Origin of the sequence: Demequina litoralis, assembly GCF_030418455.1 — a bacterium.
Classification (GTDB): Bacteria; Actinomycetota; Actinomycetes; order Actinomycetales; family Demequinaceae; genus Demequina; species Demequina litoralis.
Window position 1 is genome coordinate 523,550 of sequence record NZ_JAUHPW010000001.1, and the last position, 23,884, is coordinate 547,433.

The following is a 23,884-nucleotide window of genomic DNA, read 5'->3' on the forward strand; positions in this document are numbered from 1 at the left end:
GCGACTCCTGCGGGGAACTCAGCGACGGTCGCCGCCGCCAGGCTAGGCAGTCCCCGCACCACCAGCGGTATCGCTGGGGCGATGGAGCCGAACCGCTGGCGTCGCCGCCCCGTATCGCCCCGTGAGACAGTGGAGCCATGAGCCGCAAGAAGGTCAGGATCCACCACTTCAAGGAGATGAAGCAGCGGGGCGAGAAGATCGCCATGCTGACGGCCTACGACTTCCCCACCGCCCGGGCGTTCGACGCCGGCGGCGCGGACATCCTCCTCGTGGGCGACTCCCTCGGCGACAACATGCTCGGCATGGAGTCGACGGTCCCGCTCACGCTCGACGAGATGGTCCCGTTCGCGCGCGCGGTGGTGCGCGGCGCCGAGCACGCATTCGTGGTCGCCGACCTCCCCTTCGGGTCGTACGAGGTCTCCCCCGAGCAGGCCGTGGAGTCGTCGATCCGCATGGTCAAGCTCTCCGGCGCGCACGCCATCAAGTTCGAGGGCGGCCGCCGCATCGCGCGCCAGGTCAGGGCCGTGACCGATGCGGGCATCCCCTTCTGCGGCCACCTCGGCTTCACCCCGCAGTCCGAGACCGCCCTCGGTGGTCGCCGGATCCAGGGCCGTGGCGACCACGGCATCGAGGACCTCGTCGCGGACGCGCTCGCGCTCCAGGAGGCCGGCGCCTTCGCCGTCGTCCTCGAGATGGTCATCGCGCCCGCCGCGAAGGCCGTGACCGAGGCGCTCGACATCCCCACCATCGGCATCGGCGCGGGCCCCGACACGGACGGCCAGGTGCTCGTGTGGCTCGACATGGCCGGCGTCGGCGAGTGGCACCCGCGCTTCTCGAAGCAGTTCGGCGCGGTGGGCCAGGCCATGGTCGACGCGTCCGCGGCCTACGTCGACGAGGTCAAGGCCGTCACCTTCCCCGCCGCCGAGCACACCTTCGACTCCTGAGCGCATGGCGTCGATCGTCGTCACCGGCTCCGAGGGCAAGCTCGGACGCCACGTCGTCGCGCGCCTGACCGGCGACGGCCACGCCGTCCACCGCCTCGACGCCAAGCCGCTGCCGCCGGCGATGGACTACACGCGCGTCGACCTCACGGACGCCGGCCAGGCGATGGACGCGATGTTCGGCGTGCAGGACCGCTACGGCGCGGTCGATGCCGTGGTCCATCTCGCCGCGGTCCCGGCCCCCGGCCAGATGACCGACGTCGCGACCTTCCACCACAACATCGCCGCGACGTTCAACGTCTTCCAGGGCGCGCGCCGCGCCGGCATCACGAACGTGGTCTACGCCTCCTCCGAGACGGTGCTGGGTCTCCCGTTCGAGACCCCGCCGCCCTACATCCCCGTCGACGAGGAGTACGACGCCCGCCCCGAGTCGCACTACTCGCTGGTCAAGCACCTCGAGGAGCAGATGGCGATCCAGCTGTGCCGCTGGGACCCCGCGCTGAAGATCATCGCGCTGCGGTTCTCCAACGTCATGGACGTCGAGGACTACGCTTCCTTCCCTGCCTTCGACGAGGACCCCCAGGCCCGCCGCTGGAACCTCTGGGGCTACATCGACGGCCGCGACGGCGCGCGGGCGGTGGCGACGGCGCTCGACTACGAGCCGCGCGGCTTCGACCGCTTCGTCATCGCGAATGCGGACACCGTGATGTCGCGCGCCTCGGCGGACCTGGCGGCCGCGGAGTTCCCCGGCATCCCGGTCGTCAAGGAGCTCGGCGAGCACGAGACGATGCTCAGCATCGACAAGGCGCGCCGCCTGCTCGGCTACGAGCCTCAGCACTCCTGGCGCCACCACGTGTAACTTCCCTCGTATGAGGGACGATGCGGCGGTCACCGGGCGCGGGGCACGTGCCGGCGCATGGGTCGCCGCATCCGCCGGCGCGGTGCTGTGGGTGCTGCTGGTGCAGGCGGCGCAGGGCTTCGCCGGGTCCAGGAATCGCGGCTGGCTGGGCAACGCGACGGGTCTGGAGACGGCGGCGCCGTGGCTCGCGCTGCTGCTCGCCGCGATGGCGGCGGTCGTGGTCCTCACCGTCGTCGCCGCCCGACCACGCGCGTCCTGGCGCACCTCGCTCGCAGGACTCGTCGCGGCCGCCGTCGAGCTCGTCGCGGCGATCGTCGTCGTGACCTGGGACTATCCGGAGTCAGGGCTGGGCATCCTCGGCTTCGTGTTCGCCCTGTGGATGGCGATCGTCCACGCCTTCGCCTCGATCGCGGGCTTCGGGGGCGCGTGGATCGACCGCCTGCCGCCGCGTCGCACTGCGGACGAGGTCATCCCTCCAGCGGCGTGAGCGCCGGCGCCTCCCAGGTCCCGTCCACGATCTCGGGCCGCGGCCGGTACAGCCGCAGCACGATCCCCCAGCCGTCGGGCACGGGGATGTCGTTCGGCCCGGCCGGGTCCCCGTGGACCATCCGCACGGTCACTGCGCCCGCATCGTCCGGCGTCGCGGTGACGCTGTTGACCGTGTAGCGGTCGAACGGGTTCGGCTCGAAGAAGCCGTCGCCGTTGTACACGGAGATCGACCAGAAGGCGTCGACGGGGACGTCGGCGAGGACCATCTCGTAGTCCGCGCCGGGCGTCGCGGGGGCGAGGGACACGTAGACGGCCTCGCTCGTCGGCAGCCCGCCCCACCCGGCGGCGGTGCCGATGAGGTGGTGGACGGGGTCGACCTCCTCCGCGCGGCCGAACGCGCCCGTGTAGTCGGACAGCCCCGCGGCGAGAGCGAGCAGCGCGGCGCGGGTGGCGTCCAGGCTCGCGGCATCGTAGTCGGGGTAGGCGAACGGCTCTCCCCCGCCGCCCGCGAGCGACACCTGGTCCTGGAGGGCTCCGACGGCGGCGACGTCCTCCGCGCTCGCCGGGTCGACCAGGATGCGCAGCGCCACCAGCGCGTACCGTGTCCCCACGGTCGCCTCGTCGAGGACGTGCTCGCCCGCATCGTGCAGGATCACCGGGATGTGGTGGTCGTTGGTCACGATCATCGCCGACAGGTAGCGCCCGCCGGCGTCGGGCAGCGTCAGCGTCGCGGGCGCGGCGAGGTCGACGACCCCGAAGCTGTAGAGCGTGCCGCGGTTCATGCGGATGACGGTCTGCTGGTCGATCGGCGTGGGCGCGCGATGGTGCGCGAGGCGCCCGGGGCCGCCTGCGCTCCGCTGGATGTCCGCGAACATGCGGTCGGTCTCCGCGCGCACGAAGCTGTCGACGTTGACACGGATCGCCATGACATTGCCTCCTCGTTGAGGCGGATCCTCCGACGCGGGGTCTACGACTCGTTCCGCCAACGGTCGTCGTCGTCCTCCCACTGCTCGTTGCGCGCCTTCGCGATCTCGAGAGCGCCGGCCGCCTCCTCGAACGTGGGATACGGCCCCATGAGGTGCTCCCACGAGCTCTGACGGCCCTTCTCCACCATCTTCGTCCGGGTGTTGAAGTAGTACTCGACCGGCTGGTCGCTCTCGGGTGACATCGGCATCGCCTCCGTGAATAGACTGCCAGGCATGAGCCCCGTACGCGAGAGCATCACCAAGGGCGCCGTGTCCTCGATCCGCGAGGTCCCCGCCGCGATCGCGCGGCCCGAGTACGTCGGACGCAAGCGCGCAGCCATGTGGGGTGGCGGAGACGTCCACGACACCGAGACCATCGAGAAGATCCGGATCAGCGCGCGGATCGCCGCGCAAGCGCTGGCCGAGGTCGGGCGCCACGTCGCCCCCGGCGTCACCACCGACGAGCTCGACCGCATCGGCCACGAGTTCGTCCTCGACCACGGCGCCTACCCGTCGACGCTCGGCTACCCGGGTGCCGCCGGCCGCCCCGCCTTCCCCAAGTCGCTGTGCACCTCGGTCAACGAGGTGATCTGCCACGGCATCCCCGACTCGACCGTGATCGAGGAGGGCGACATCGTCAAGGTCGACATCACCGCCTTCAAGAACGGCGTGCATGGCGACAACTGCGGCTCGTTCATCGCGGGCGAGGGCTCGCCCGAGGCGGTCAAGCTGGTCGCCACCACGCACGAGGCGATGATGCGCGGCATCAAGGCGGCGCAGCCCGGCCGCGAGGTCAACGTCATCGGCCGCGTCATCGAGAAGTACGCGGCGCGCTTCGGCTTCGAGTCGGTGCGCAGCTACACCGGGCACGGCGTGGGACCCGCGTTCCACACCGGCCTGGTCATCCCCCACTACGACGCGGCGCCGCACCACGACGACGTCATCGAGGTGGGCATGGTCTTCACCGTCGAGCCGATGCTGTGCATGGGCTCGGAGGAGAACCACGAGTGGAAGGACGGCTGGACGGTCGTCACCGACGACGGCTCGTGGGTAGCGCAGTTCGAGCACACCATCGTCATCACGGAGACCGGACCGGAGGTCCTCACGCTGCCATGAGCAAGAACATCGCGATCGGGGTCGACATCGGCGGCACCGGCATCAAGGCCGCTCCCGTCAACCTCAAGACAGGCAAGTTCACCGACGACCGCTACCGGATCCCCACGCCGCAGCCGTCGACCCCGGACGCGATCGCGCGCACGGTCGCCAAGGTGATCGCCAAGTTCAACCCGTCGAAGAAGGTGCCCATCGGCGTGGCCTTCCCCGGCGTGGTCCAGCACGGGATCGTCAAGACCGCCGCGAACGTCGACGACTCGTGGATCGGCACCGACCTGCGCGCCATCATCCGCGACTACGCCGGACACGACGTGCACGTGCTCAACGACGCGGACGCCGCCGGCTTCGGCGAGTACAAGTTCGGTGCCGCGCACGGCCGCAACGGGTCGATCCTCATGACAACGCTCGGCACCGGCATCGGCACCGCGATGATCGTCGACGGCACCCTCGTGCCCAACCTCGAGCTCGGGCACATCATGATCGACGGCCACGACGCCGAGGACCGGGCGGCGGAGTCCGCGCGGGACCGCTACGGCTACGACTGGGACCAGTGGATCGAGCAGCTCCAGAAGTACTACTCCGAGATGGAGCGGCTGCTCTGGCCCGACCTCATCATCGTGGGCGGCGGCGTCTCGAAGTCGCACCACATGTTCCTGCCGAAGCTGCGCCTGCGCGCACCCATCGTGCCCGCGGAGCTGCTCAACGGCGCCGGCATCGTGGGCGCCGCGGCCGCCGCTGCGGCGGCGGACAAGCGCGAGCGCGACGAGGTGAAGGCCGCCGAGAAGGCGGGCAGGAAGGCCGACAAGAAGGCCGCGAAGGAGTCCGCCGAGGCGTGAGCCGCTAGCGCGCCGCAGCACGCGGCTCGGCGCCCGGCGGTGCGCAGCGGGCGCGAGGCGCGCATCGTCCCCCGGCTCCCGCAGGGACGATGCGCGGGCCGCCTCAGCCGTCGGCGTCCGCGAGCAGCCGGTAGAGGTCACGCCGGGCGGCGCCGACCACGTCGACTGCCTTGGCCGCGACCTCCGTGCCGTGGTCGTGGCGCATGACGTGGTGGACCGCGTCGCGCAGCGCGTCGAGCTCGCGGCGCAGCGCGATCATCTGCTGCTCGCGGTCGTCGACCTCGAACAGCGCGTCGAGCTCGCCCGCGTGGGCCTCCGCCCACTCGTCGCCGGCGGGCGTGAGCGAGGCGACCTTGCGCCCCTCGACGGTGTCGACGGCGACCAGGCCCTCGTCCTCGAGCGACTGCAGGGTCGGGTAGATCGAGCCGGGGCTCGGCACCCATGCGCCGCCGCTGCGCTCCTCGATCTCGCGGATGAGCTCGTAGCCGTGACGCGGCTGATCCGCGAGCAGCAGCAGCACCGCGACGCGCACGTCGCCGCGCGACCGGCCGCCTCCGCGGCCGCGCCCTCGCCCTCGTCCCGCGCCGGGCCCCCCGGGTCCGCCTCGGCCCGGTCCGCCGTGGCGTCCACGACCTCTGCCGTGCGGGCCGTCGAGGCCCTCCGTCTCGTCGTGCGCGCCGAAGCCGCCGCGGCGGCCCCGTGCCCCGCGCCCCTCGGACGCGTCGGCCCATGCCTGGCCGGTGATGTCGCCGCGGAACCCCCGCGGCCCGGGTCGCTGATGCGTGTGCCTCATGACCCGCTCCTCTCTGTATGACTTATCGTTGCGCTATCACGATATATCGCGTTACGGACGTTGACAACCCCCTCGTTCCCGACGGTGCGCACGGTTCCCGGCGCGACGCGCCGGCGCCCCCGCCGCATCGTCCCTCCGCGCCCCGCGTGTCGGGACCGGCACCGTGCGCACCGAAGGGACGGGGACGCGAGGTGGGACCTACGGCGCCGTAGGTTATGGTCGCGCTGCCTAGGATTGCTGGCATGAGCGAGTCGCCCCGCGCCGAGTCGATCACACCTCAGCTGATCCACAAGCCCGCGGACTACACCTTCACGTCGCTGCTGCGCGATCGCGTCGCCGAGGACCCCGACCGCGTCTTCGGCGAGTACAAGGACGAGTCGGGCGCGTGGGTGAAGGTCTCCCGCGCCCGCTTCCAGGAGGACGTCACCCGCGTCGCGAAGGGCCTGCTCGCGTACGGCATCGCCCCCGCGCAGAGGGTCGGCCTCCAGGCCAACACGCGCTACGAGTGGGTCGTCGTCGACTTCGCGATCCAGGCCGCCGGCGCGATCACGGTGCCGGTGTACCCGAGCTCCTCGGCGCACCAGCTCGCGTGGATCCGCGAGGACGCGGACCTCGCGATGCTCATCGTCGAGAACGACACGATGGCCGCCGCCGCCCGCGAGATGGATGCGCCGCCGCGCCTGCTCGTCATCGACGGGGACGAGGAGCCCGCGCTCGACGTGCTCGCGGAGGCCGGCGCGATCGTCGACGACGGGACGCTCGCGGACGCCCTCGTCGGCGTGCGCGCGGACGACGTCGCGACCATCGTCTACACCTCGGGCACCACGGGCCGTCCCAAGGGGGTCGCGCTCAGCCACCGCGCGTTCGTCGAGCACGCGCTCAACGGCGCCGCGCACCCCGAGCTCGGAAGGCTCGCGCACGACGACGCGCGCATCCTCCTGTTCCTGCCCCTCGCCCACGTGCTCGCGCGTCACGTCGAGGTGCTGGCCCTGGCCTGCGAGGCCGTCATCGGCTTCGCGCCCACCCACAAGACCCTCGCCTCGGACCTGCAGACCTTCAAGCCCACGTGGCTCATGGCGGTCCCGCGCGTGCTCGAGACGTTCTACAACGTGATCGACGAGCGCACCGGCGGCGGCGTCAAGCAGAGGCTTTTCCGCTGGAGCGCGTTCGTCGCGCGCAAGGTCGACGAGGCGCGCGTGCGCCGCGGCCGCCACGGCATCGTGCTGCGCGCGCAGATGGCGATCGCGGACGCGCTGGTCCTCACCAAGGTGCGCCACGCCCTCGGCGGGAACCTCCGGCACATCGTGTGCGGCGGCGCCCGGCTCGTGCCCCGCGTGTCCCACTTCTACGGCGGCCTCGGCATCGCGGTGATGGAGGGATACGGCACCACCGAGCTCGCCGGCCCCATGACGGTCAACCCGCCGACCGACGTGCGCGTCGGCACCGTCGGCTACCCCTACCCCGGCGGCACCGTGCGCATCGCCGAGGACGGCGAGGTGCTCGCGCAGGGACCCAACCTCTTCTCGGGCTACTGGAGGAACCCGGAGGCGACCGCCGAGGTCATGACCGACGGCTGGTACCACACGGGAGACCTCGGCTCGATCGACGCGGACGGCTTCCTCAGCATCACGGGACGCAAGAAGGAGATCCTCGTGACCGCGGGCGGCAAGAACGTCCAGCCCGCGAGCCTCGAGGACGCCATCCGCCCCTACGCCCTCATCCAGGAGGTCGTGGTGGTGGGCGACGGCAAGCCGTTCATCGGCGCGCTGCTGTCGCTCGACGAGACCATGCTGCCCGGCTGGCTGAGGTCCAAGGGCCTGCCGCTCATGTCCGCGGTCGAGGCCGCGAAGGACGCGACCGTCCGTGAGCACATCCAGCACATCGTCGACCAGGCGAACCTGCTGGTCTCGCGCGCCGAGGCGATCCGTGAGTGGCGCGTGCTGCCCCGCGAGCTGTCCGAGCGGTACGAGGAGATGTCCGCCTCGCTCAAGGTCCGCCGCCGCCAGGTGGAGGACCACTTCGCCGACATCATCGACGGGATCTACGCGAAGGTCTGAGCCTCCGTGACGCACCGCTACCTGCGGGGTTGATGGATACCGGACCGTCGGTGCACCACAATGGGCACATGACCGGCCCGGCCGACAACGCTGAGGTGCGCCGCACCAACATGGCGCTGGTCATGCGCGCGCTCGCGGCGCTGTCGCCCTGCTCACGCACCGACATCCGCGCGGCGACGGGCCTCGTCAGCGGCACCGTCTCGAGCATCGTCGACGACCTCGTCGCGCGCGGCCTCGTCGTGGAGACCGGCGAGACCGCCTCGAGCGGGGGCCGCGGACGGCCGCGCCGGGTCCTCCTTCTCGACCCGTCGCGCGTGGCTGTGGCGATCGTCCAGCTCACCGCGCAGGAGATCGTCGCGGAGGTGCGCGACCTCGCCGGCGAGCCGGTGTGGCACGAGCGCCGCGCGCACGCCATCCGCAGCGGCGAGCCCGGGGACGTCGTCGGCACGATCGCGGAGGCGATCAACGCGGCGCGCGCCGCCGCCGCGTCGCTCCCAAGCGCGTGGGAGGCGGCGATCGTGGTCGCCGTGCCGGCGCCGGTCGTGGCGGGCGCGACGATCGGCTCGGCGATCGAGTTCGGCATCGGCCGCACCGAGCTGCGCGAGGCCCTCACCGCACGGCTCGACAGGCCCGGCGACCCGATCATCATGAACGACGGCAGGCTGGGCGCGCTGGCCGAGCACGGCGACCGCGACCCCGAGGCGCCGCCGCACGCCATGGCGTACCTCAAAGGCGACAGCGGCATCGGCGGCGGGCTCGTCGTCGACGGCGAGCTGTATCTCGGCTCGCACCTCATGGCCGGCGAGTGCGGGCACATCTGCGTCGACCTCGCGGGTCCGGCGTGCGAGTGCGGCGCCCGTGGCTGCCTCACGCAGTACCTCGGGCTCGACGCGATCGTACGGGCCGCCGGCCTCACCGGATTCGCCTCCGACAGCGACCGCGAGTCGGTCCTGGAGGCACTGGTGGGCCGCCTCGAGGAGCACGATGCACGGGCCGAGGCGGCGCTCGAGACCGCGGCGAGCGCGCTGGCCGCGGCGATCGGCACGATGAGCAACTACACCGACCTCGACCTCGTGGTGCTCGGAGGCTTCCTGCCACGGCTCGAGCCGTGGCTCCGGCCCGCCGTCGAGCGCCTGATCGAGACCAGGGCGCGCCACATCCCCGAGTTCAACCCCCGCGTCGAGAACGCGCTGCACAGCGACGATGCGTCGCGCATCGGCGCGTGGATGCTCGGCCGGCAGGCGGTGCTGCGCGCCCCCGACGAGGTGCCGGTGCTCGACGTGTCGGCACGGCCGTAGGCTCCGCCGGAAGGCGGCGGCCGTCCGACGGTGGCCCGGCGCGACGCGGTCGGCACCGCATCGTCCCGGGCTCCGCCGGACGGCCGCCCCTAGCGACCCCTCGTCACGCCACGACGAGCCCCGCGGTCGCGACCGCGAGCGCCTCGATCGCCCCCTCGACGTCGGCGTCGGTCGCGCCGGCGCCGCCCAGCACCGCCACCGCGGCGTCGTAGGCCGCGGTGAACGCCGCGTACGAGGACGCGGTGTAGGCACCGGGATCCACCCCGGCCGCCTCGTCGATCGCGTCCTGCAGCGCGGCCTTGTCGACGGCTGCCGTCGACGCCCGGACCGAGATCGAGACCGAGCCGATGCCGGAGATCGAGTCGTCGGTGGTCGACCTCGCGTACACGGCGAAGTAGGTCGACGCCTCGTTCCATGCGACGGTGAGCACGCCGTCCGCGGACACCGTGGTCCCGGGGCTGGACGCCCCGACGATGCCCCAGGTCACGTCGGGGTCGGTGACGGTGAACTGCTGCGTCGCGCCCCGCTCGACGGGCTGGGTGAAGCGGGCACCGTGCGGGACGGGCTCCAGCCCGCGCCAGCCGCTCGCCTCCGTGTCCCGGAGGCTCTCCATCCACGACCACTTCTCGTGGGTGATCCAGTTGGTGGTGCCCCACGGGATGACGTAGCCGGGCAGAGCGGTGAGACCCGGGTCGGCGGTGGTCGGGTTCTTGAGCCCGCCGCCGGCGTAGGCCTTGGTGAAGGTGACGGTCTCGCCCTCCACCACCAGGTCGACCGTCTGGTCGGACCGGTTGGTGATGTACACCGAGTTGCCGATGAGCTGGACGTTGCGGTCCGCCACGCCGTTGCCGTCGAGGACGGCGGCCTCGGCCGGGTCGGCCGTGAGGAACGGCGTGCCGGCCGCGTCCTCGGCGTAGTACACCGCGGTCCCGTCGACCGTCGCCCCGAGCGTGTAGGTGACGTCGGCGATGATCTGCGAGGCCTCGGTGAGGTTCGCCAGGCCGTAGAACGAGTACGCCACCACGGTGCCGTCGACGCGCGTGCCGCCGCCGCCCTGCTGCGCCTCGTACGCGTACACGCTGGCGATGTCGTAGTCCGCGACGAGGTCGGCGGCGTCGGGCACCTCGCCCTCGAGCGCGGTCGGGTCGACCGCGATCGACATCGAGCTGTAGACCGGCACGAACGCCCAGTTGACGTAGGTCACGGCGATCTGGGTCTCACCCGCCGAGGCGTCGACCACGTAGTCCACGCCGGGCTCGAGCGTCTTCTCGTCGCCGTACGCGCTGCGCATCGTGAGCGTGACGTCCTCCGCGGTGAGCGCCGAGGCGACGACGCCCTCCGGCCAGGTCACGTAGAAGTCGTCGGCCTCGTGGTCGACGAGGACCGGCTGGTCCCCCGCGCCCACCCATGTCCAGACGGGCGCCGCGGACGGTGCGGGCGCATCGTCCACCTTGTCCGCGAGGGGCGCGAGCACCGCCTCGACCGGCGTGCCGGCACCCGCCGCCTCCGCGTCGGGACCCGAGTAGTCCTGGCCGTAGATGTAGACATGGAGCGGGAACGTCTGCGAGGCGACGGGCAGCCCGTTGTACGTGATGCCGCTCACCTCGAGGTTGAAGGTGTAGCGGCCGCTGCCGTCGCCGCCCAGGCAGCTCCACTCGCGGCCGGAGTCGGTGTCGGTGATGAGGTAGTCGCCGGTGTCGATCATGAGGTCGCCCTGGTCAAGCGTGTAGGCGAGCTCGCCGTCGACCCAGTCGGTGCCGAGCTCGGTCGCACCGAACGTGTACTCGGACGGGAAGTAGCCGTCGCCGTCGACGAGCGCGATCGTGGCGCCGCTCGTGTCGATCTTCCCGGCCTTGAGCCCGTCGAGGTCGAGCGCGATGGTGGCGCTGCTGTCGGATCCGTACTCGACCACGCCGTCGAGGTGCTCCTTGAGCGTGCTCTTGCTGTGCGTGAAGGCGCTGCCGAACAGGCTGCTGTCCACGCTGATCGCCGGGAGCGTGAAGCCGCCCACCTCGACCTGGACGGGCTCGTAGCCGCCCCCGCCCACCGTCATGGCGCCCGCCGGAGGCACCACGCCCAGCGTCCCCGAGCCGTTGGCGGTGAAGCCGTCGATCTCCGCGCCCGTCACCTTGAGCGTCAGGGTCCGCCCGTCGCCGCTCACCTTCGCGGTCGCGACACCGTCGGCATCGGTGAAGGCCGGGCTGCCGTCGGCGTTGACGATCCAGGTGGTCACGTCGGTGCCGGACGGGATCGCCCAGCGGGCGTCGCCCTGCGCCTTGAGGGTCACCACGGAGGATCCCCCGTTGGTGATGCTGAGCCCGGAGCCCTGGACGGCGAACGGCGCACCCGTCTCCTGCTTGCCCGGCGCGCCGGCCGCGGGGGCCGCTGCCACGCCGGCGAGCATCAGCGCCGCGGCGGCGCACGTCGCCGCCGCCGCGATGGGCCTCGTCCTGAGGCCGTGGATTCCTACCATGGTCAGTCCTCCTTGACTGGTTCCGCCTCGGCGTCCGCCGAGGAAGCTGGGGGGCGCTCGCCCCGACGGGCGCGATCGGCGAGGGACGCGGACGGCCCCCCGACCTCGATCGCGGCGGGGTCGACGCCCAGCGCGGCGGCGTGCCGACGGATCCACCGGACGGCCGCGCGGACGTCGTCGGCCCGCGCCGGCGCGCCGCGGTCGCCGGACGGCCGGTAGTCGATCGATGCGATCGCGACGCCCGCCGCGACCAGCCGCCCCGCCTCCGACACCGCCGCGAGCAGGTCGTGCAGCAGCCGCCGGGACCCGAGCTGCGACGCGCCGTCGTGGATCCACACGATCGCCGGCACGCGCGCCGCCGCGCCGACCGGCGTGAAGAGGTCGAGCTCGAGGGGGCGGCTGCCGGCCGGGGCGGAGTACACGGCCCCGAGCCGCGCGACGGCCGTGCGGGAGATCTCCACGGGCGTCGGCAGCACCGCCACGGGGAGCGCCGCCGCAGGCATCCTGGGGCCCGGAGGGGCCGTCACGTCATCGTGCACGACTCCGATCTTGGGCGCTTCCCGCCATATAAGTCAATAGTCAGCATTAATCACGTTCGCCCGCCGGCGGCCGGCGCTCGTCAACTCCCCACCCGCGTCAGCGCTCGCATACCGTCCCGTCGCCGTCGCCGTCGCGGTACCAGCCGTACTCCTCGTCCTCGCCCCGGACGTACGGGCCGTAGCCCGCGTCGAGCGCCTTCGCACAGGACGAGAAGCGCGGGTCGGTGGACGATGCGGCGGTCGCCGTGGGCGACGGGGTCGCCTCGCCCGTCGCGACCGGCACGGACGGATCCACCACGACGTCGAGGTCGTCACCGCGGGCCGGCAGCCCCTGCCCTGGGCACGTGTCGAGCACGAGCAGCATCGCGTCGAGCTCGGCCTGCGTGACCCACACGCCGTAGGCGGCCTTCACCGCGATCTGGCGCGCGACGTAGTCGCAGCGGAACGCCGTGCTCGACGGCAGCCACGACGCGGCGTCCGCGTCACCCTTCTGGCGGTTCGCGCCCGCGTCGACCGGCTCGAGGTTGAGCGGGTCGTTCGCGAACTCGACCCGCGTCTCCTCGTCCCACGCGAAGGCGCCCTTCTGCCACGCGTCCGACAGCGCCACGATGTGGTCGATGTCGACCTCGCTCGCTCCCCCGCGCTGGAAGCGGATCTCCGTCGCGGTGTACGGGTCCGCGAGAGTGCCCGCGAGCACGATGCAGTCGCCCTGCATCTCGACGTCCGTGAGGCGCAGCGCCAGCATGTCGTTGCGCGCGTCGCAGCCGTTGCCGTCCGTGTCCTGCCACCCGTCGCCGAACTCGTCGCGGTCGTAGCCCGTCTTGGGCGCCCGCCCCTTGACCGTGAGCTGCAGCGCCGCCGCGTACGCGTCACCGTGGGACGGGCGCGGGGTGCTCTCCTGGGCGGTCGCCTCGGTCGGCGCGACCGTCGGGGCCGCCGTGACCGTGGACGATGCGGCCGGGGCCGGATCGCCGACCGGCGACACCGTGCCCGTCGGGGTCGAGCACGCGGCGACCGCGAGGGTCGTGGCCGCGACGACGGCGAGCAGGCGGGCGGAGGTGTGGAGGCGCATCGTTCCCTCGGTCGGAGATGGGGCCCGTCAACGCTACCGCCACACCCCGATCGAACGGCCGAACGACACTGACCTACCCATGAGGGGTGGAGATCAGCGGGAGGCGACCACCATCTGCCCATGCCGGGCTGGCGAGGCGGCAGGACTACGGCCGCAGCATCACCTTGATCGCGGTGCGCTCGTCCATCGCACGGTACGCCTGCGCGGCCTCCTCGAGCGGGAGCTCGAGGTCGAAGACGCGGCCGGGCTGGATGCGGCCGTCGAGCACCTCGGGCAGCAGCTCGTCGATGTAGCCGCGCACCGGCGCGACGCCGCCGCGGACGCCCACGTTGGTGTTGAACATCTGCCGCACGGGCAGCTCGGGTCCGCCGTTGGGCACGCCCACGAAGCCCACCTGGCCGCCCGGGCGCGCCGATCGCAGCGCCTGGTCCATCGACTCCTTGGTGCCCACGCATTCGAGCACGATGTCCGGGCCGATGCCGTCGAACATCTCCTTGAGGCGCGCGATTCCGGCGTCGCCGCGCTCGGGGACCACGTCGGTCGCGCCGAACTCGCGCGCGAGCGCCTGGCGGGGCTCGTGACGGGACATCGCGACGATGCGGGAGGCGCCCAGGCGCTTCGCCGCGATGATCGCGCACAGGCCGACGGCCCCATCGCCGACGACCGCGACGGTCGAGCCCTCGGTCACGCCGGCGGAGACGGCAGCGTGGTGGCCGGTGCCCATGACGTCGGAGAGCGTGAGGAGGCCCGGGATCAGCGCATCGTCCGGCAGGCCGCCGGGCACGACGGCGAGCGTGCCGTCGGCCATCGGGACGCGCACGCGCTCGCCCTGGCCGCCGTCCGCGAAGCCGAGCCCCTCCGTCGCGCTGCCCCACCAGCCGCCGTGCCGGCAGTGCACCGTCATGCCGTTGCGGCAGTTCAGGCAGGTGCTGTCGCACTGGTAGAAGGGCGCGATGACGAAGTCTCCGCGGCGCACGTGCTCGACGGCGTCGCCCACCTCCTCGACCACGCCGACGAACTCGTGGCCGATGCGCTTGGGCACCGCGACCTCGGTGATGCCGCGGTACGGCCACAGGTCCGAGCCGCACACGCATGCGGCCACCACGCGCACGATCGCGTCGCGCCCGGTCGACAGCACCGGGTCCGGGACGTCCTCGACGCGGATGTCCCGCTCGCCGTGGATGATCGTGGCGCGCATGCTGCCTCCTGGGGTCGGTGGGGAAGCCCGACCCTACAGCGGCGGACGGGTGAGGACCGAGACGGGGTCCTGCGCGTGGGCCTCGTCGCCCGCGGGCGCACCGGTGCGCACCAGGTCGGGGTCGACGATCGCAAGCGTGAAGACAGCCGGCCCCGAGCAGTAGAGCACCACGAGCAGGAACCAGCCGCCCTCGACGAGGAGGCGCGACTCGGTGAGGGCCTGCAGCGCGAGCGCGGCGGTGAGCAGCGCCCAGCCCAGCGGGATGTAGGAGTCGCCGCGGCTCGCGCGCTCGACCAGGCGCCATGCGCTGCCGAAGGACAGCACCACCATGACGAGCAGCAGCGTGAAGCCGATGAGGCCGAGCTGCAGCCAGGCGTCGAGGAAGGCGTTGTGCGCGTGCGCCGCTACCACGCCGGCCTTGTCGACGATGGTCGCGTACGGCTCCTCCCAGATGGGCCAGTAGCCCACGTAGCCCCAACCCTCGGGCCGCTGCCATGCGAAGTGGACCACCTGGTCCCAGATCATCGTGCGGTTGGTCGCATCGGGGCCGCGATCGAACATCGCGAAGATCTCGGCGCGGAACTTCAGCGTGAGCACCGCGACGATGGCGGTGCACGCGAGGACGGCGAACGACAGCCGCCGCTTGAGGGACGGCCGCACGCGGCGGATCACGAGCGCCGCGACCGTGAGCGCGGTGAGGTACACGGCCGCGACGGTCACCGTCGCGGACAGGGTGAGGAGGTGCACGGCCACCGCGGCGGCAAGCGTGATCGCGCCGTCGAGCGGGCGGATGCGGCGCTCGAGCAGCACGATCACGGCGACGATCGCGGTGAGGAGCGCGATCGCGGCGAACGGGTTGCGGTTGCCCACGAAGCCCTGGATCGGGCCGCCGACGAGCAGGTTGTTGCGCGACCACAGGATCGGCTCTCCCCCGCCGTCGACCTTCGCGATGCTCGACAGGTCCGTCGCGAGCGGCGGCAGGTCCGCGCGCACCACGAAGGCGACGAACATCTCGAACAGCAGCCCGGCGAACAGGCTGACCTGGAGGCCGCGGTAGAAGAAGGCCATGAACTGTCCGCGCGAGGTGCCGCGCGCGATGAGCACCGCGATGAAGGTGGTGATCGCGAGGACACCGGCGGCGAGGGCGGTGACGGCGCGGGTCTGCGACCACAGCACGCTCAGCGCCGCGAGCGCGGTGAAGGTGCCCACGAGCGGCGGCACGCGCAGGCTGCCGAGGAACCGGCGGAACGTCACGACCACGGCCGCGACGGTGAGCGCGACGAGCACCGAGTACAGCGGGACCCCGAGCAGGTAGCGGAAGCCCTGGCCCGAGAACAGCAGCACCACGGTCCACACCGTCACCCAGGCGCGGGCGCGCTGCGACGTGGTGCGGGCGTACAAGGACGCGACTGCTCGTGTGGGCATCCGGTCGGATCCTCCTTACCAGGGACGGTACTCGTCGGCGGCCGGCAGGGCGGATCGGTGCCGCCCTCGCATGCAGCTCACGACTGAGTGAGACCGGCGCGCCATCCTAACCCGGGCGGCGCATCGTCCCGCCGGAGGCTCGGGAGCGATACTGACGGCATGACCACCACGGCGAGCCCCGTCGAGCGCATGCGCGCGCGGATGGGCGCCGCGCTGTTCGCGCGGGTGGGCGGGCCCGACGGCCCCGCGATCCGCGCACGCGTGCACGAGACCCCTGGTCCGCGATGGTTCCGGGCGGGGAGCGCGATCCGTCGGGTGCATGGCGACTCGTCGATGTACGTGGGCGGGCTCCGCGCGCTGCTGCTGCAGTCGCTGCACCCGCTGGCGATGGCCGGCGTGGCGGGGCACTCGGGCTATCGGGGCGACCCGTGGGGGCGGCTCACGCGGACCGCGACGTTCCTCGCGTTCACGACGTTCGGCACGGCGGAGGACGCTCAGGAGACGGTCGACCGCATCCGCGCCATCCACGAGCGCGTGCGCGGCAGGGCGTCCGACGGGCGGGCGTACCGTGCCAGCGATCCGCACCTGCTGCGGTGGGTGCACGTCGCGGAGGCCGACTCGTTCCTCGCGGCGCACCAGGCCCTCGGGCAGCGCCCGCTCGACGCGGCGGGCTGCGACGCCTACGTCGCGCAGTCCGCGGAGGTGGGCCGCAGGCTCGGCGCGACCGAGCTGCCGTCGACCGTGGCGGAGCTGCGGGAGGCGATCGAGGGCTACCGGCCGGAGCTCGAGGCGTCGGAGGCGGCGCTCGACGCGGCCGACTTCCTGCTGAGGGAGCCGCCGGTGGGCCGCGCGACACGGGTCCCGTACGCGATGCTCGCCTCGGGCGCCGTGGCGCTGCTGCCGGGCTGGGCGCGGGCGGAGCTGGGGCGCGACCGCTGGCGGACGCGGACGTTCGGTCCCGCGGCGGCGGGGCTGGTCACGCGCACGATCCGCTGGGGCGCGCATGCCACCCGCCCGGCCCGCAACGTCGACTGAGCCCCGCAGCAGGCCTACTCGACGCCGCCGACCTCCGCGCCCGGCTTGAACTTGCCGTTGGCGATCTTGCGCCAGAACTTGTCCTCCTGCTCCGGGTCGAGCAGGACGGTCGAGCCGACCCCGGCGACGCTGTAGCCCATCGACGCGATGGGCGGCGTGCCGGTCACCGCGTCGCCGCCCAGCGCCGAGTTGAAGGCCAGCGCGACCTGCGCCAGATCGAACGGCGAGGCGTCCTCGTCCACGCGGAACGCGTCGAGGCCCGCGGACACCACCGGCACCAGCTCGAAGGGGTTGAGCAGGGTGGTCGGGCTCATGATCTCGTCGGCGACGGCGCCGACGACCTGCTGCTGGCGTTGCGTGCGGCCGATGTCGCCCAGCGGGTCGGAGTACCGCATGCGGGAGAACGCGAGCGCCTTGTCGCCGTCGGCGACGTGACAGCCCGCCTTCCACTTGAGGCGGCTGAGCTTGTCGTCGACGTCCTGGTCGTAGCAGAGCTCGACGCCGCCGAGCGCGTCGACGATCTCCCCCACCCCGGTGAATCCCACCTCGAGGTACCGGTCGATGGTGAGGTTGGTGACGCCCTCCACCGTCTCGACCAGCAGCTGCGGACCGCCGAAGGCGAAGGACGCGTTGATCTTGTTGGGGTCGTATCCGGGGATCTCGACGTAGGAGTCGCGCGGGATCGAGATGAGCGCGGTGGGCCCGGACTCGGGCTTGTGCAGCACCATGATCGTGTCGGTGCGGGCGCCCTCGGTGCCGTCGTCATCCCAGCCCTCGCGGGAGTCGGACCCGACGATGAGCACGGTGAGCCCCGGCGTGCCGTTGGCGCCGCTCAGCGCATCGACGTGGTTGATGCGGGAGTCGACCCAGAAGTAGAAGGCCGTGACGGCGATCGCGAGGATGAGGAGCAGCGCGATGAGCGTGTTGCGGACCGGGTGGCGCTTCTTGCGTCTCTTCGCGGGCGCGGGGGCGGCCGGCGGCTGGGCCGGCGGGGCCTCCTGCGGACGGGTGGACGATGCGGGTCGCTGCTGTCCCGGCGGGGTCGAGTAGGCCTGCTGCTGGGGCTGGCGCGTCGACGGTCGCTCGGGCGCGGGCTGCGGGCGCACGCTCTCGCGGCGTACCGGCTGCGCCGGGCGCGCCGTGCCGGGGCGCTCCTGCCCGCTGCGGGGCTGGATCGAGGGCGGCATGCGGCGCGGCGGGTTGCCTGCGCCGGAGGTGCCGTCGCGGTCGTCTGTCACGGTGCGAGGGTAACGCGTGCTGGAACGTCCGGGCCGGAGCCCGGACCGGGGACGCCCGCTTCCGGCCCCTTCGACGCGTCGACGTCAGCGCGTCGCGTGCTCGCGCTCGATGTCCTGTGCGATGCGCGCGATCCTGGTCGCGAGGCCCATGACGGCGGGCTCGGACGAGACCTGTCGGATGCGTGCCGCGAGCGCGGCGATCTCGTGCGCGCCGTCGGTGAGCGGCCGCTCGGTGGGCGACGTCGGTCGGGTGTCCATGGCTCCCCCTTCGGGTCGGCGTCGGCACCAGCCTGCATGGCCCGCGACGCGCGCGGCGTGGGCAACACGTGAACGTTGGACGAACATGTGGCGACGGCACGGTTGACGGCGCGGCCGTGCAGCCGTCGCCCCGCGCGACGAAGAGCCCCGGGGTCTCCCCCGGGGCTCCCGCATCGCCTCGCGTCGGGTGCGCGGGCCCCTCAGCCGCGCACGCGACGGGAAGCGAGCAGCGCGCCGCCGATGACGATGGCGCCGAGGCCCGCACCGCCCAGGGCGAGCGTCGTGCCGTCGACACCGGTGTGCGACAGGGTCGTCGCGGTGGCGGCGTCTGCCAGGAGCGCGCCCTCCGCGACAGCCTCGGACTGGGGCGCGAGCGCGTCCTCGTCCGTGGCGACGACGTCGTCGACGGTGGTGTCGACGACGGTGGCACCGGTCGTCGTGGTGGCAGGGATGGGGGTCTGCTGGTCCACGACGACCGGAGTCTCGGCCGGCAGCGGCGTCGGGACGCCCTGCGCGATGACCTGCGGCACCACGGTCTCCTCAGCGACGACCGGGAGCGGCTCCGGCACCAGACCCAGCAGCGCGAGGCGCTCGGGACGCACCTGACGCTCCACCTCGACGTCCGCGGGCAGCGGCGTCGGGACACCCTGCTCGATGACCTGCGGCACCACGGTCTCCTCAGCGACGACCGGGAGCGGCTCCGGCACCAGACCCAGCAGCGCGAGACGCTCAGGACGCACCTGACGCTCCACCTCGACGTCCGCGGGCAGCGGTGTCGGGACACCCTGCTCGATGGCCTGCGGCACCACGCTCTCCTCAGCGACGACCGGGAGCGGCTCCGGCACCAGACCCAGCAGCGCGAGACGCTCGGGGCTGATCTGACGCTCCTCCTCGGGGACCGCGGCAGGCTCGGGCGCGACCGGCTCGGGGTCGACGGCCGTCGGCTCGATCGCGGGCACCGCGATCTCGTCGGACACGGTCGCGGCGACCGGCAGGAACGCGTGGCCGGGGCCCTGCGTCGTGGTGGAGGGACGGCTCTGGGTGTCGCCGGACTTGCAGGCGGCGAAGGCCGCGTTGGGGACCAGGACGACGCCGGCGGCGAGTCCGAGGGTGACGATTCCGGGGATCACCCGGCGGGCGGTGGGGGCGGACATGGTGGTCGACTCCTCTTTTCTTCTCGGCGCCTCCAGCCTCGCGGTCCAGCACCCGCCGCACATCGTCCGGGCGCAGGCATCTGGACGTACCACGGACGCAGTACGCGCCCGCGACCAGGGCCGATGCGCGACCCGGGGATGCGCGGGAACCCGAGGACGCCGGTGCGCGTCAGACACGGTGGGGCGGTTCCGCCCCCGGCCGACGACGACAGGGACACGATGACGCAGATCACTCCGTTCGAGACCATGGCGACGCTCGGCCACGCGAGCGCCCCGCCGGTCACCGCGGACCAGGTCAAGGCCCTGCGTCAGGACATCCAGCGGTTCCTGCTGCAGTACGAGTTCGGGCTGCGCGAGATCGAGACCAAGCTGTCGATCCTCCGCGACGAGTTCCTCGAGCTCCACGACTACAACCCCATCGAGCACGTCTCGAGCCGCGTGAAGTCGCCCGAGAGCCTGCTCGAGAAGGTCGCGCGCAAGGGCGTCGCCCGGGACCTCGACTCGATCCGCGCGCACATCACCGACATCGCGGGCGTGCGTGTCACGTGCTCCTTCGTCGCCGACGTGCACCGCCTGTTCTCCCTGCTCACGCAGCAGGACGACGTCACCGTGCGCGAGGTCAAGGACTACATCGCCCATCCCAAGCCCAACGGCTACCAGAGCCTGCACGCCGTGATCGAGATCCCGGTCTTCCTGTCGACCGGCCGCACGTCGGTCCCGGTCGAGGTCCAGTTCCGCACCATCGCGATGGACTTCTGGGCGAGCCTCGAGCACAAGATCTACTACAAGTACGATGCGGCGGTCCCGGACCAGCTCACCACCGAGCTGCGGGAGGCCGCGAGCACGGCCGCGGAGCTCGACGCGCGGATGGCGCGCCTGCACCGCCAGATCCACGGCCCGCAGGGCTGATCCCCGAGCGGGACGATGCGACGGGCCCGCCGACGACGACGCGCCGGCGAGCCCGGTGAGGCGGGTGCCGGGCCGGTGCGAGCCGTCCCGGCCGCCCGTCAGGCGTTCGCCCTGGCGGTGAACTCGAGCTTCAGCGAGCCCGGCGGGGCCTCCTCGAGCGAGTGCCGCCGCAACGCGACGACGCTCAGCGCCGCGATGGTCCATGCGGTCGCCGCCCCGACCAGCGCGAGCAGCAGGTGGGCGTGGAACACGCCCCCGCCGAGCTCGCTGCCCGCCGCGAACAGCCCGAAGGCTCCGAGCGCGACGCCGCCGACCAGGTTGGTGATGGCGTTCGCCCGTCCCGGCACGAACAGCGACGCGACGGCCAGCGCGAGCGGGAACGCCGCCATGCCCGCCATCATGAGGGCCATGCCCATGGTCACGGCCTCGCCCTCCATCTGGCCGCCGACCGCCTCCTCGAGCACGTCCGGCTCGTAGAAGAAGATCACGGCCGCTCCGAGGAGCGCGATGCCGGCCACCAGCCACAGCATCGTGAACCGCATCCTTGCGAGTGTGGAGCCCATGTCGATCACCCTCTCTCCGACTCCACGGAGGGGTGGATGCCCCTCCTCCATTGTCCCGCCGGAGGGGCGCCGGGGCGCGGGGAGCGGGCCCGACCGGGTCAGCCCAGCGGCCACCTCGTGCCGAGCCCGAACGCGGCCACCACGGCCACCACCGTCACCCCGACCACGGCCATGTCGAGGCCGCCGATGCTCAGCCGCGCGATCCGCAGCTCGCGCCCCTGGTTCGCGGTGAAGCCGCGCGTCTCGAGCGACTCGACCGTGGTCCGCACGCTCTTGGCGGTGTTGAGGAAGATCGGATAGAAGGCCTGCACGGCGTAGGTCCCCCACCGCCACAGCGCGCGCAGCCCGAGGAAGCCGCGCGGCCCCGGCGCGGACCGCAGCCGCAGGCCGGTGAACACGATCCCGAACTCCTCGAACAGGATCGGCATCATCCGGTACCCGTAGCTCACCCCGAACGCCAGCAGCTCCGGCGCACCGAGCGCGAGCAGCCCCGTGCTGAGCTTCTCGGGGTCGAGCGACACGAAGGCCGCGATCGAGGCGAGCGACACGGTCGCGAGCTTGAGGTTGATCTCGATCAGCGCGATGGCGGTGTTGGCGTCGCCGCCGAACAGCCACGCCGCGAGGAACGCGTAGAGGAAGTCGGTGATGAAGCCGAAGAGGAACAGCCCGAGCACGAGCGGACCCACCCGGGCCAGCGCGGCGCTGGCGGCGGTGAGGACGAACAGCGCGAGGATCGTGGTGAAGTTGTGGGTCATCCACGGCGCGACCGCGAGCAGCAGGTACCAGCCGATCACCATGCGCGGGTCCATCTTCGCGAACAGCCCGCCGCGGGTCGCGTACGCGGTGCGGATGAGCTCGAGCTTCACCCACTCGACGGACAGGACGTCCCTGGTCTTGCGGCTCATGCGTGGGCCTCCGTCCGGGTCGGCGCGACCGCGTCGCGCCAGCCGGCCACGGACAGCGGCACCGGGTCGAGCCCCAGCTCCCGTCCGAGCGCGACGATCTGCGGGGGCACCAGCCGCGCCTGCGCGAGCAGCGCATCGTCCGCGAACAGGTCGCGTGGCGGCAGGTCGGCCACGATCCGCCCGTGCTCGAGCACGATCACGCGGGTCGCCCACTCGGCGACGAGGTGCATGTCGTGGGTGGCGACAACGGCCGCCGCGATCGTGCCGGACAGCTCGTCGAGCATGGCGATCACGCTGTCGCGGCTGGCGACGTCGAGGCTGGCGGTGGGCTCGTCGGCGAGCAGCAGCGCGGGGCTCATCGCGAGCCCGATCGCGAGCGTCGCGCGCCGCTGCTGACCGCCCGAGAGCGTGCGGCCGTCGCGGTCCGCCAGGTCGGTCAGCCGCACGCGGTCGAGCACGCGGTCGACGAGCGCGTCGGCGTCGGGCCGTCCGCGTCCGGCGGGGTGCAGGCGCACGTCGGCCCGCACCGAGTCCTTGAGGAACATCTGCTCGGGTCGCTGGAACAGGTACGCGGCGTGGTCGGCGAGGCGGGCGCTCGACCGGGACCGGGTGTCGACGCCGTCCAGGACGATGCTGCCGCCGCGCGGCACCTGCAGGCCGCCGAGGAGACGCATGAGGGTCGACTTGCCGGCGCCGTTGCCGCCGACCAGCGCGACGCGGTCCCCCGCATGGATCGCGAGGTCGACGTCGTGGAGCACCGGCATGAGGTCGCCCGCGACCGTGCGGTAGCCGTGGGACAGGGACGATGCGGTGACGACCGGGCGCCCGGGCGCGTGCGGCGCCGCCGCATCGTCCGTACGGAGGGACGATGCGAGGCGCGGCACCGCGCCGGCGTCGCGCAGGAGCGTGGCCGCCTCGGCGACGGTGCGCGGTGCGCCGGGGACGTCGAGCGCGGCGCAGGCGTCGACGATCTGCGGGGCGGGGATGCCGTGGGTGGCGAGCTCGTCGGCGCGCGCGGCGGCCTCGGCCACCGGCAGGTGCCACACGGGAGCGCCGTCGTCCATGAGGATCACGGACTTGGCGTACTGCGAGATGAACTCGGCGTGGTGCTCGATCACCACCACCGTGATGCCGTGGTCGCGGTTCAGCTGTGTGAGCCGTTCGTAGAGCGCGTGGGCGCCGGCCGGGTCGACCTCGGCGACGGGCTCGTCGACCACGATGATCCGCGGCCGCATCGACAGCACCGACGCGAGCGCCGTGAGGTGCGCCTGGCCGCCGGACAGCTGCCACACGAAGCGCTCGGCGAGGTGGTCGATGCCGAGCATCGCCATCGCCTCCGCGCCGCGCGCCTGGAAGTCCTCCATGCCGAAGTTCATGGGGCCGAACTCGACCTCGTCGCGCACGCGAGGACGCACCAGCTGGTTCTGGAAGTCCTGGTAGACGTAGCCGACGATGCCGGACAGCTCGGCGACCGACGACTCGTAGGTGTCGAGGCCCGCGACGCGCGCCTCGCCGGCGAAGTCGCCGGCCCAGTAGTGCGGGACCAGCCCGTTGAAGGTCTTGCACAGCGTCGTCTTGCCGGAGCCGTTGCCGCCGATGACGGCGACGAAGTCGCCCTCCTCGATGGTGAGGGAGACGTTGCGCAGGGTGTCCCGGTCGGCTCCCGGATACCGGAAGCTGAGCCGATCGAGCTCGATGAGGGCGGTCATGGCCGTGTCCTTCTGGAAGTGGCGGTGCGGGCCGGGGCGCGTGCCCCGGCCCGCA

At 72.6% G+C, this 23,884-nt stretch carries 23 protein-coding genes; 9 read left to right on the plus strand and 14 right to left on the minus strand.

Features of this window, described 5'->3' with window-relative positions:
* Positions 1-137 precede the first annotated feature (137 nt).
* From panB to QQX09_RS02335, 3 genes are read left to right on the plus strand one after another with little or no spacing between them, the layout of a single operon-like run.
* Positions 138-944, plus strand: coding sequence for a 3-methyl-2-oxobutanoate hydroxymethyltransferase (panB, locus tag QQX09_RS02325; RefSeq protein ID WP_301131082.1), 807 nt, complete (start codon positions 138-140; stop codon positions 942-944).
* A 4-nt stretch (positions 945-948) separates the two neighbouring features.
* Positions 949-1,800 (plus strand): NAD-dependent epimerase/dehydratase family protein, encoded by an 852-nt coding sequence (locus QQX09_RS02330; protein ID WP_301131083.1) that lies wholly within the window; start codon positions 949-951, stop codon positions 1,798-1,800.
* A gap of 10 nt (positions 1,801-1,810) precedes the next feature.
* Positions 1,811-2,287 (plus strand): hypothetical protein, encoded by a 477-nt coding sequence (locus QQX09_RS02335; protein ID WP_301131084.1) that lies wholly within the window; start codon positions 1,811-1,813, stop codon positions 2,285-2,287.
* Here QQX09_RS02335 and QQX09_RS02340 read toward each other — a convergent pair.
* Positions 2,268-3,215, minus strand: a complete 948-nt coding sequence (locus QQX09_RS02340; protein WP_301131085.1) for a DUF1214 domain-containing protein — start codon at positions 3,213-3,215, stop codon at positions 2,268-2,270. The genes QQX09_RS02335 and QQX09_RS02340 overlap by 20 nt on opposite strands.
* 41 nt (positions 3,216-3,256) lie before the next feature.
* Positions 3,257-3,457: an SPOR domain-containing protein gene (locus tag QQX09_RS02345; protein WP_301131086.1), complete on the minus strand. Its 201-nt coding sequence runs from the start codon at positions 3,455-3,457 to the stop codon at positions 3,257-3,259.
* A gap of 31 nt (positions 3,458-3,488) precedes the next feature.
* Here QQX09_RS02345 and map point away from each other — a divergent pair, with 31 nt between their 5' ends.
* The gene (map, locus tag QQX09_RS02350; protein WP_301131087.1) at positions 3,489-4,370 is read left to right on the plus strand and encodes a type I methionyl aminopeptidase; all 882 of its coding nucleotides are present in this window, start codon (positions 3,489-3,491) and stop codon (positions 4,368-4,370) included.
* Entirely contained in the window at positions 4,367-5,203 is an 837-nt protein-coding gene (gene ppgK, locus QQX09_RS02355; protein ID WP_301131088.1) for a polyphosphate--glucose phosphotransferase, read from the plus strand. Before map ends, ppgK begins: the two co-directional genes overlap by 4 nt.
* Before the next feature lie 103 nt (positions 5,204-5,306).
* On the opposite strand, the gene QQX09_RS02360 is transcribed toward ppgK, so the two are convergent.
* The gene (locus tag QQX09_RS02360) at positions 5,307-5,996 is read right to left on the minus strand and encodes a PadR family transcriptional regulator (RefSeq protein ID WP_301131089.1); all 690 of its coding nucleotides are present in this window, start codon (positions 5,994-5,996) and stop codon (positions 5,307-5,309) included.
* Between the two features lie 242 nt (positions 5,997-6,238).
* Between QQX09_RS02360 and QQX09_RS02365 the strand changes: the two genes are divergently transcribed.
* Both QQX09_RS02365 and QQX09_RS02370 read left to right on the plus strand, forming a co-directional pair.
* Positions 6,239-8,053, plus strand: coding sequence for an AMP-dependent synthetase/ligase (locus QQX09_RS02365; protein ID WP_301131090.1), 1,815 nt, complete (start codon positions 6,239-6,241; stop codon positions 8,051-8,053).
* 68 nt (positions 8,054-8,121) lie between these two features.
* The gene (locus QQX09_RS02370) at positions 8,122-9,351 is read left to right on the plus strand and encodes an ROK family transcriptional regulator (protein ID WP_301131091.1); all 1,230 of its coding nucleotides are present in this window, start codon (positions 8,122-8,124) and stop codon (positions 9,349-9,351) included.
* Between the two features lie 103 nt (positions 9,352-9,454).
* Here QQX09_RS02370 and QQX09_RS02375 read toward each other — a convergent pair whose 3' ends face one another.
* From QQX09_RS02375 to QQX09_RS02395, 5 genes are all read right to left on the minus strand, one after another.
* Positions 9,455-11,824, minus strand: coding sequence for a hypothetical protein (locus QQX09_RS02375; protein WP_301131092.1), 2,370 nt, complete (start codon positions 11,822-11,824; stop codon positions 9,455-9,457).
* A gap of 2 nt (positions 11,825-11,826) precedes the next feature.
* On the minus strand, positions 11,827-12,351 hold the full coding sequence (locus tag QQX09_RS02380; RefSeq protein WP_301131093.1) for an alpha/beta hydrolase: 525 nt from the start codon (positions 12,349-12,351) through the stop codon (positions 11,827-11,829).
* A 109-nt stretch (positions 12,352-12,460) separates the two neighbouring features.
* Positions 12,461-13,435: a GmrSD restriction endonuclease domain-containing protein gene (locus tag QQX09_RS02385; protein WP_301131094.1), complete on the minus strand. Its 975-nt coding sequence runs from the start codon at positions 13,433-13,435 to the stop codon at positions 12,461-12,463.
* Between the two features lie 145 nt (positions 13,436-13,580).
* Entirely contained in the window at positions 13,581-14,633 is a 1,053-nt protein-coding gene (locus QQX09_RS02390; RefSeq protein WP_301131095.1) for a zinc-dependent alcohol dehydrogenase family protein, read from the minus strand.
* 33 nt (positions 14,634-14,666) lie between these two features.
* The gene (locus QQX09_RS02395; protein ID WP_301131096.1) at positions 14,667-16,058 is read right to left on the minus strand and encodes an O-antigen ligase family protein; all 1,392 of its coding nucleotides are present in this window, start codon (positions 16,056-16,058) and stop codon (positions 14,667-14,669) included.
* Positions 16,059-16,217: 159 nt separating this feature from the next.
* Between QQX09_RS02395 and QQX09_RS02400 the strand changes: the two genes are divergently transcribed.
* Positions 16,218-17,093: an oxygenase MpaB family protein gene (locus QQX09_RS02400; RefSeq protein WP_301131097.1), complete on the plus strand. Its 876-nt coding sequence runs from the start codon at positions 16,218-16,220 to the stop codon at positions 17,091-17,093.
* A 14-nt stretch (positions 17,094-17,107) separates the two neighbouring features.
* Here QQX09_RS02400 and QQX09_RS02405 read toward each other — a convergent pair whose 3' ends face one another.
* The 3 genes from QQX09_RS02405 to QQX09_RS02415 all read right to left on the minus strand — a co-directional run bounded on the left by QQX09_RS02405 (position 17,108) and on the right by QQX09_RS02415 (position 19,743).
* Positions 17,108-18,331, minus strand: a complete 1,224-nt coding sequence (locus tag QQX09_RS02405; protein ID WP_301131098.1) for an LCP family protein — start codon at positions 18,329-18,331, stop codon at positions 17,108-17,110.
* A gap of 84 nt (positions 18,332-18,415) precedes the next feature.
* The gene (locus tag QQX09_RS02410; RefSeq protein ID WP_301131099.1) at positions 18,416-18,589 is read right to left on the minus strand and encodes a hypothetical protein; all 174 of its coding nucleotides are present in this window, start codon (positions 18,587-18,589) and stop codon (positions 18,416-18,418) included.
* 200 nt (positions 18,590-18,789) lie between these two features.
* On the minus strand, positions 18,790-19,743 hold the full coding sequence (locus tag QQX09_RS02415; RefSeq protein WP_301131100.1) for a hypothetical protein: 954 nt from the start codon (positions 19,741-19,743) through the stop codon (positions 18,790-18,792).
* 219 nt (positions 19,744-19,962) lie between these two features.
* On the opposite strand from QQX09_RS02415, the gene QQX09_RS02420 reads away from it, so the two are divergent.
* Positions 19,963-20,652: a GTP pyrophosphokinase gene (locus tag QQX09_RS02420; RefSeq protein ID WP_436969035.1), complete on the plus strand. Its 690-nt coding sequence runs from the start codon at positions 19,963-19,965 to the stop codon at positions 20,650-20,652.
* Positions 20,653-20,750: 98 nt separating this feature from the next.
* Here QQX09_RS02420 and QQX09_RS02425 read toward each other — a convergent pair whose 3' ends face one another.
* The 3 genes from QQX09_RS02425 to QQX09_RS02435 form a co-directional block, all read right to left on the minus strand.
* The gene (locus tag QQX09_RS02425; RefSeq protein ID WP_301131101.1) at positions 20,751-21,215 is read right to left on the minus strand and encodes a hypothetical protein; all 465 of its coding nucleotides are present in this window, start codon (positions 21,213-21,215) and stop codon (positions 20,751-20,753) included.
* A 98-nt stretch (positions 21,216-21,313) separates the two neighbouring features.
* Positions 21,314-22,120 carry an energy-coupling factor transporter transmembrane component T family protein gene (locus tag QQX09_RS02430; protein WP_301131102.1) on the minus strand — a complete coding sequence of 269 codons (807 nt, stop codon included), beginning with the start codon at positions 22,118-22,120 and terminating at the stop codon, positions 21,314-21,316.
* Positions 22,117-23,829 (minus strand): ABC transporter ATP-binding protein, encoded by a 1,713-nt coding sequence (locus QQX09_RS02435; RefSeq protein WP_301131103.1) that lies wholly within the window; start codon positions 23,827-23,829, stop codon positions 22,117-22,119. The genes QQX09_RS02430 and QQX09_RS02435 overlap by 4 nt, the downstream gene beginning before the upstream one ends.
* Positions 23,830-23,884 lie beyond the last annotated feature (55 nt).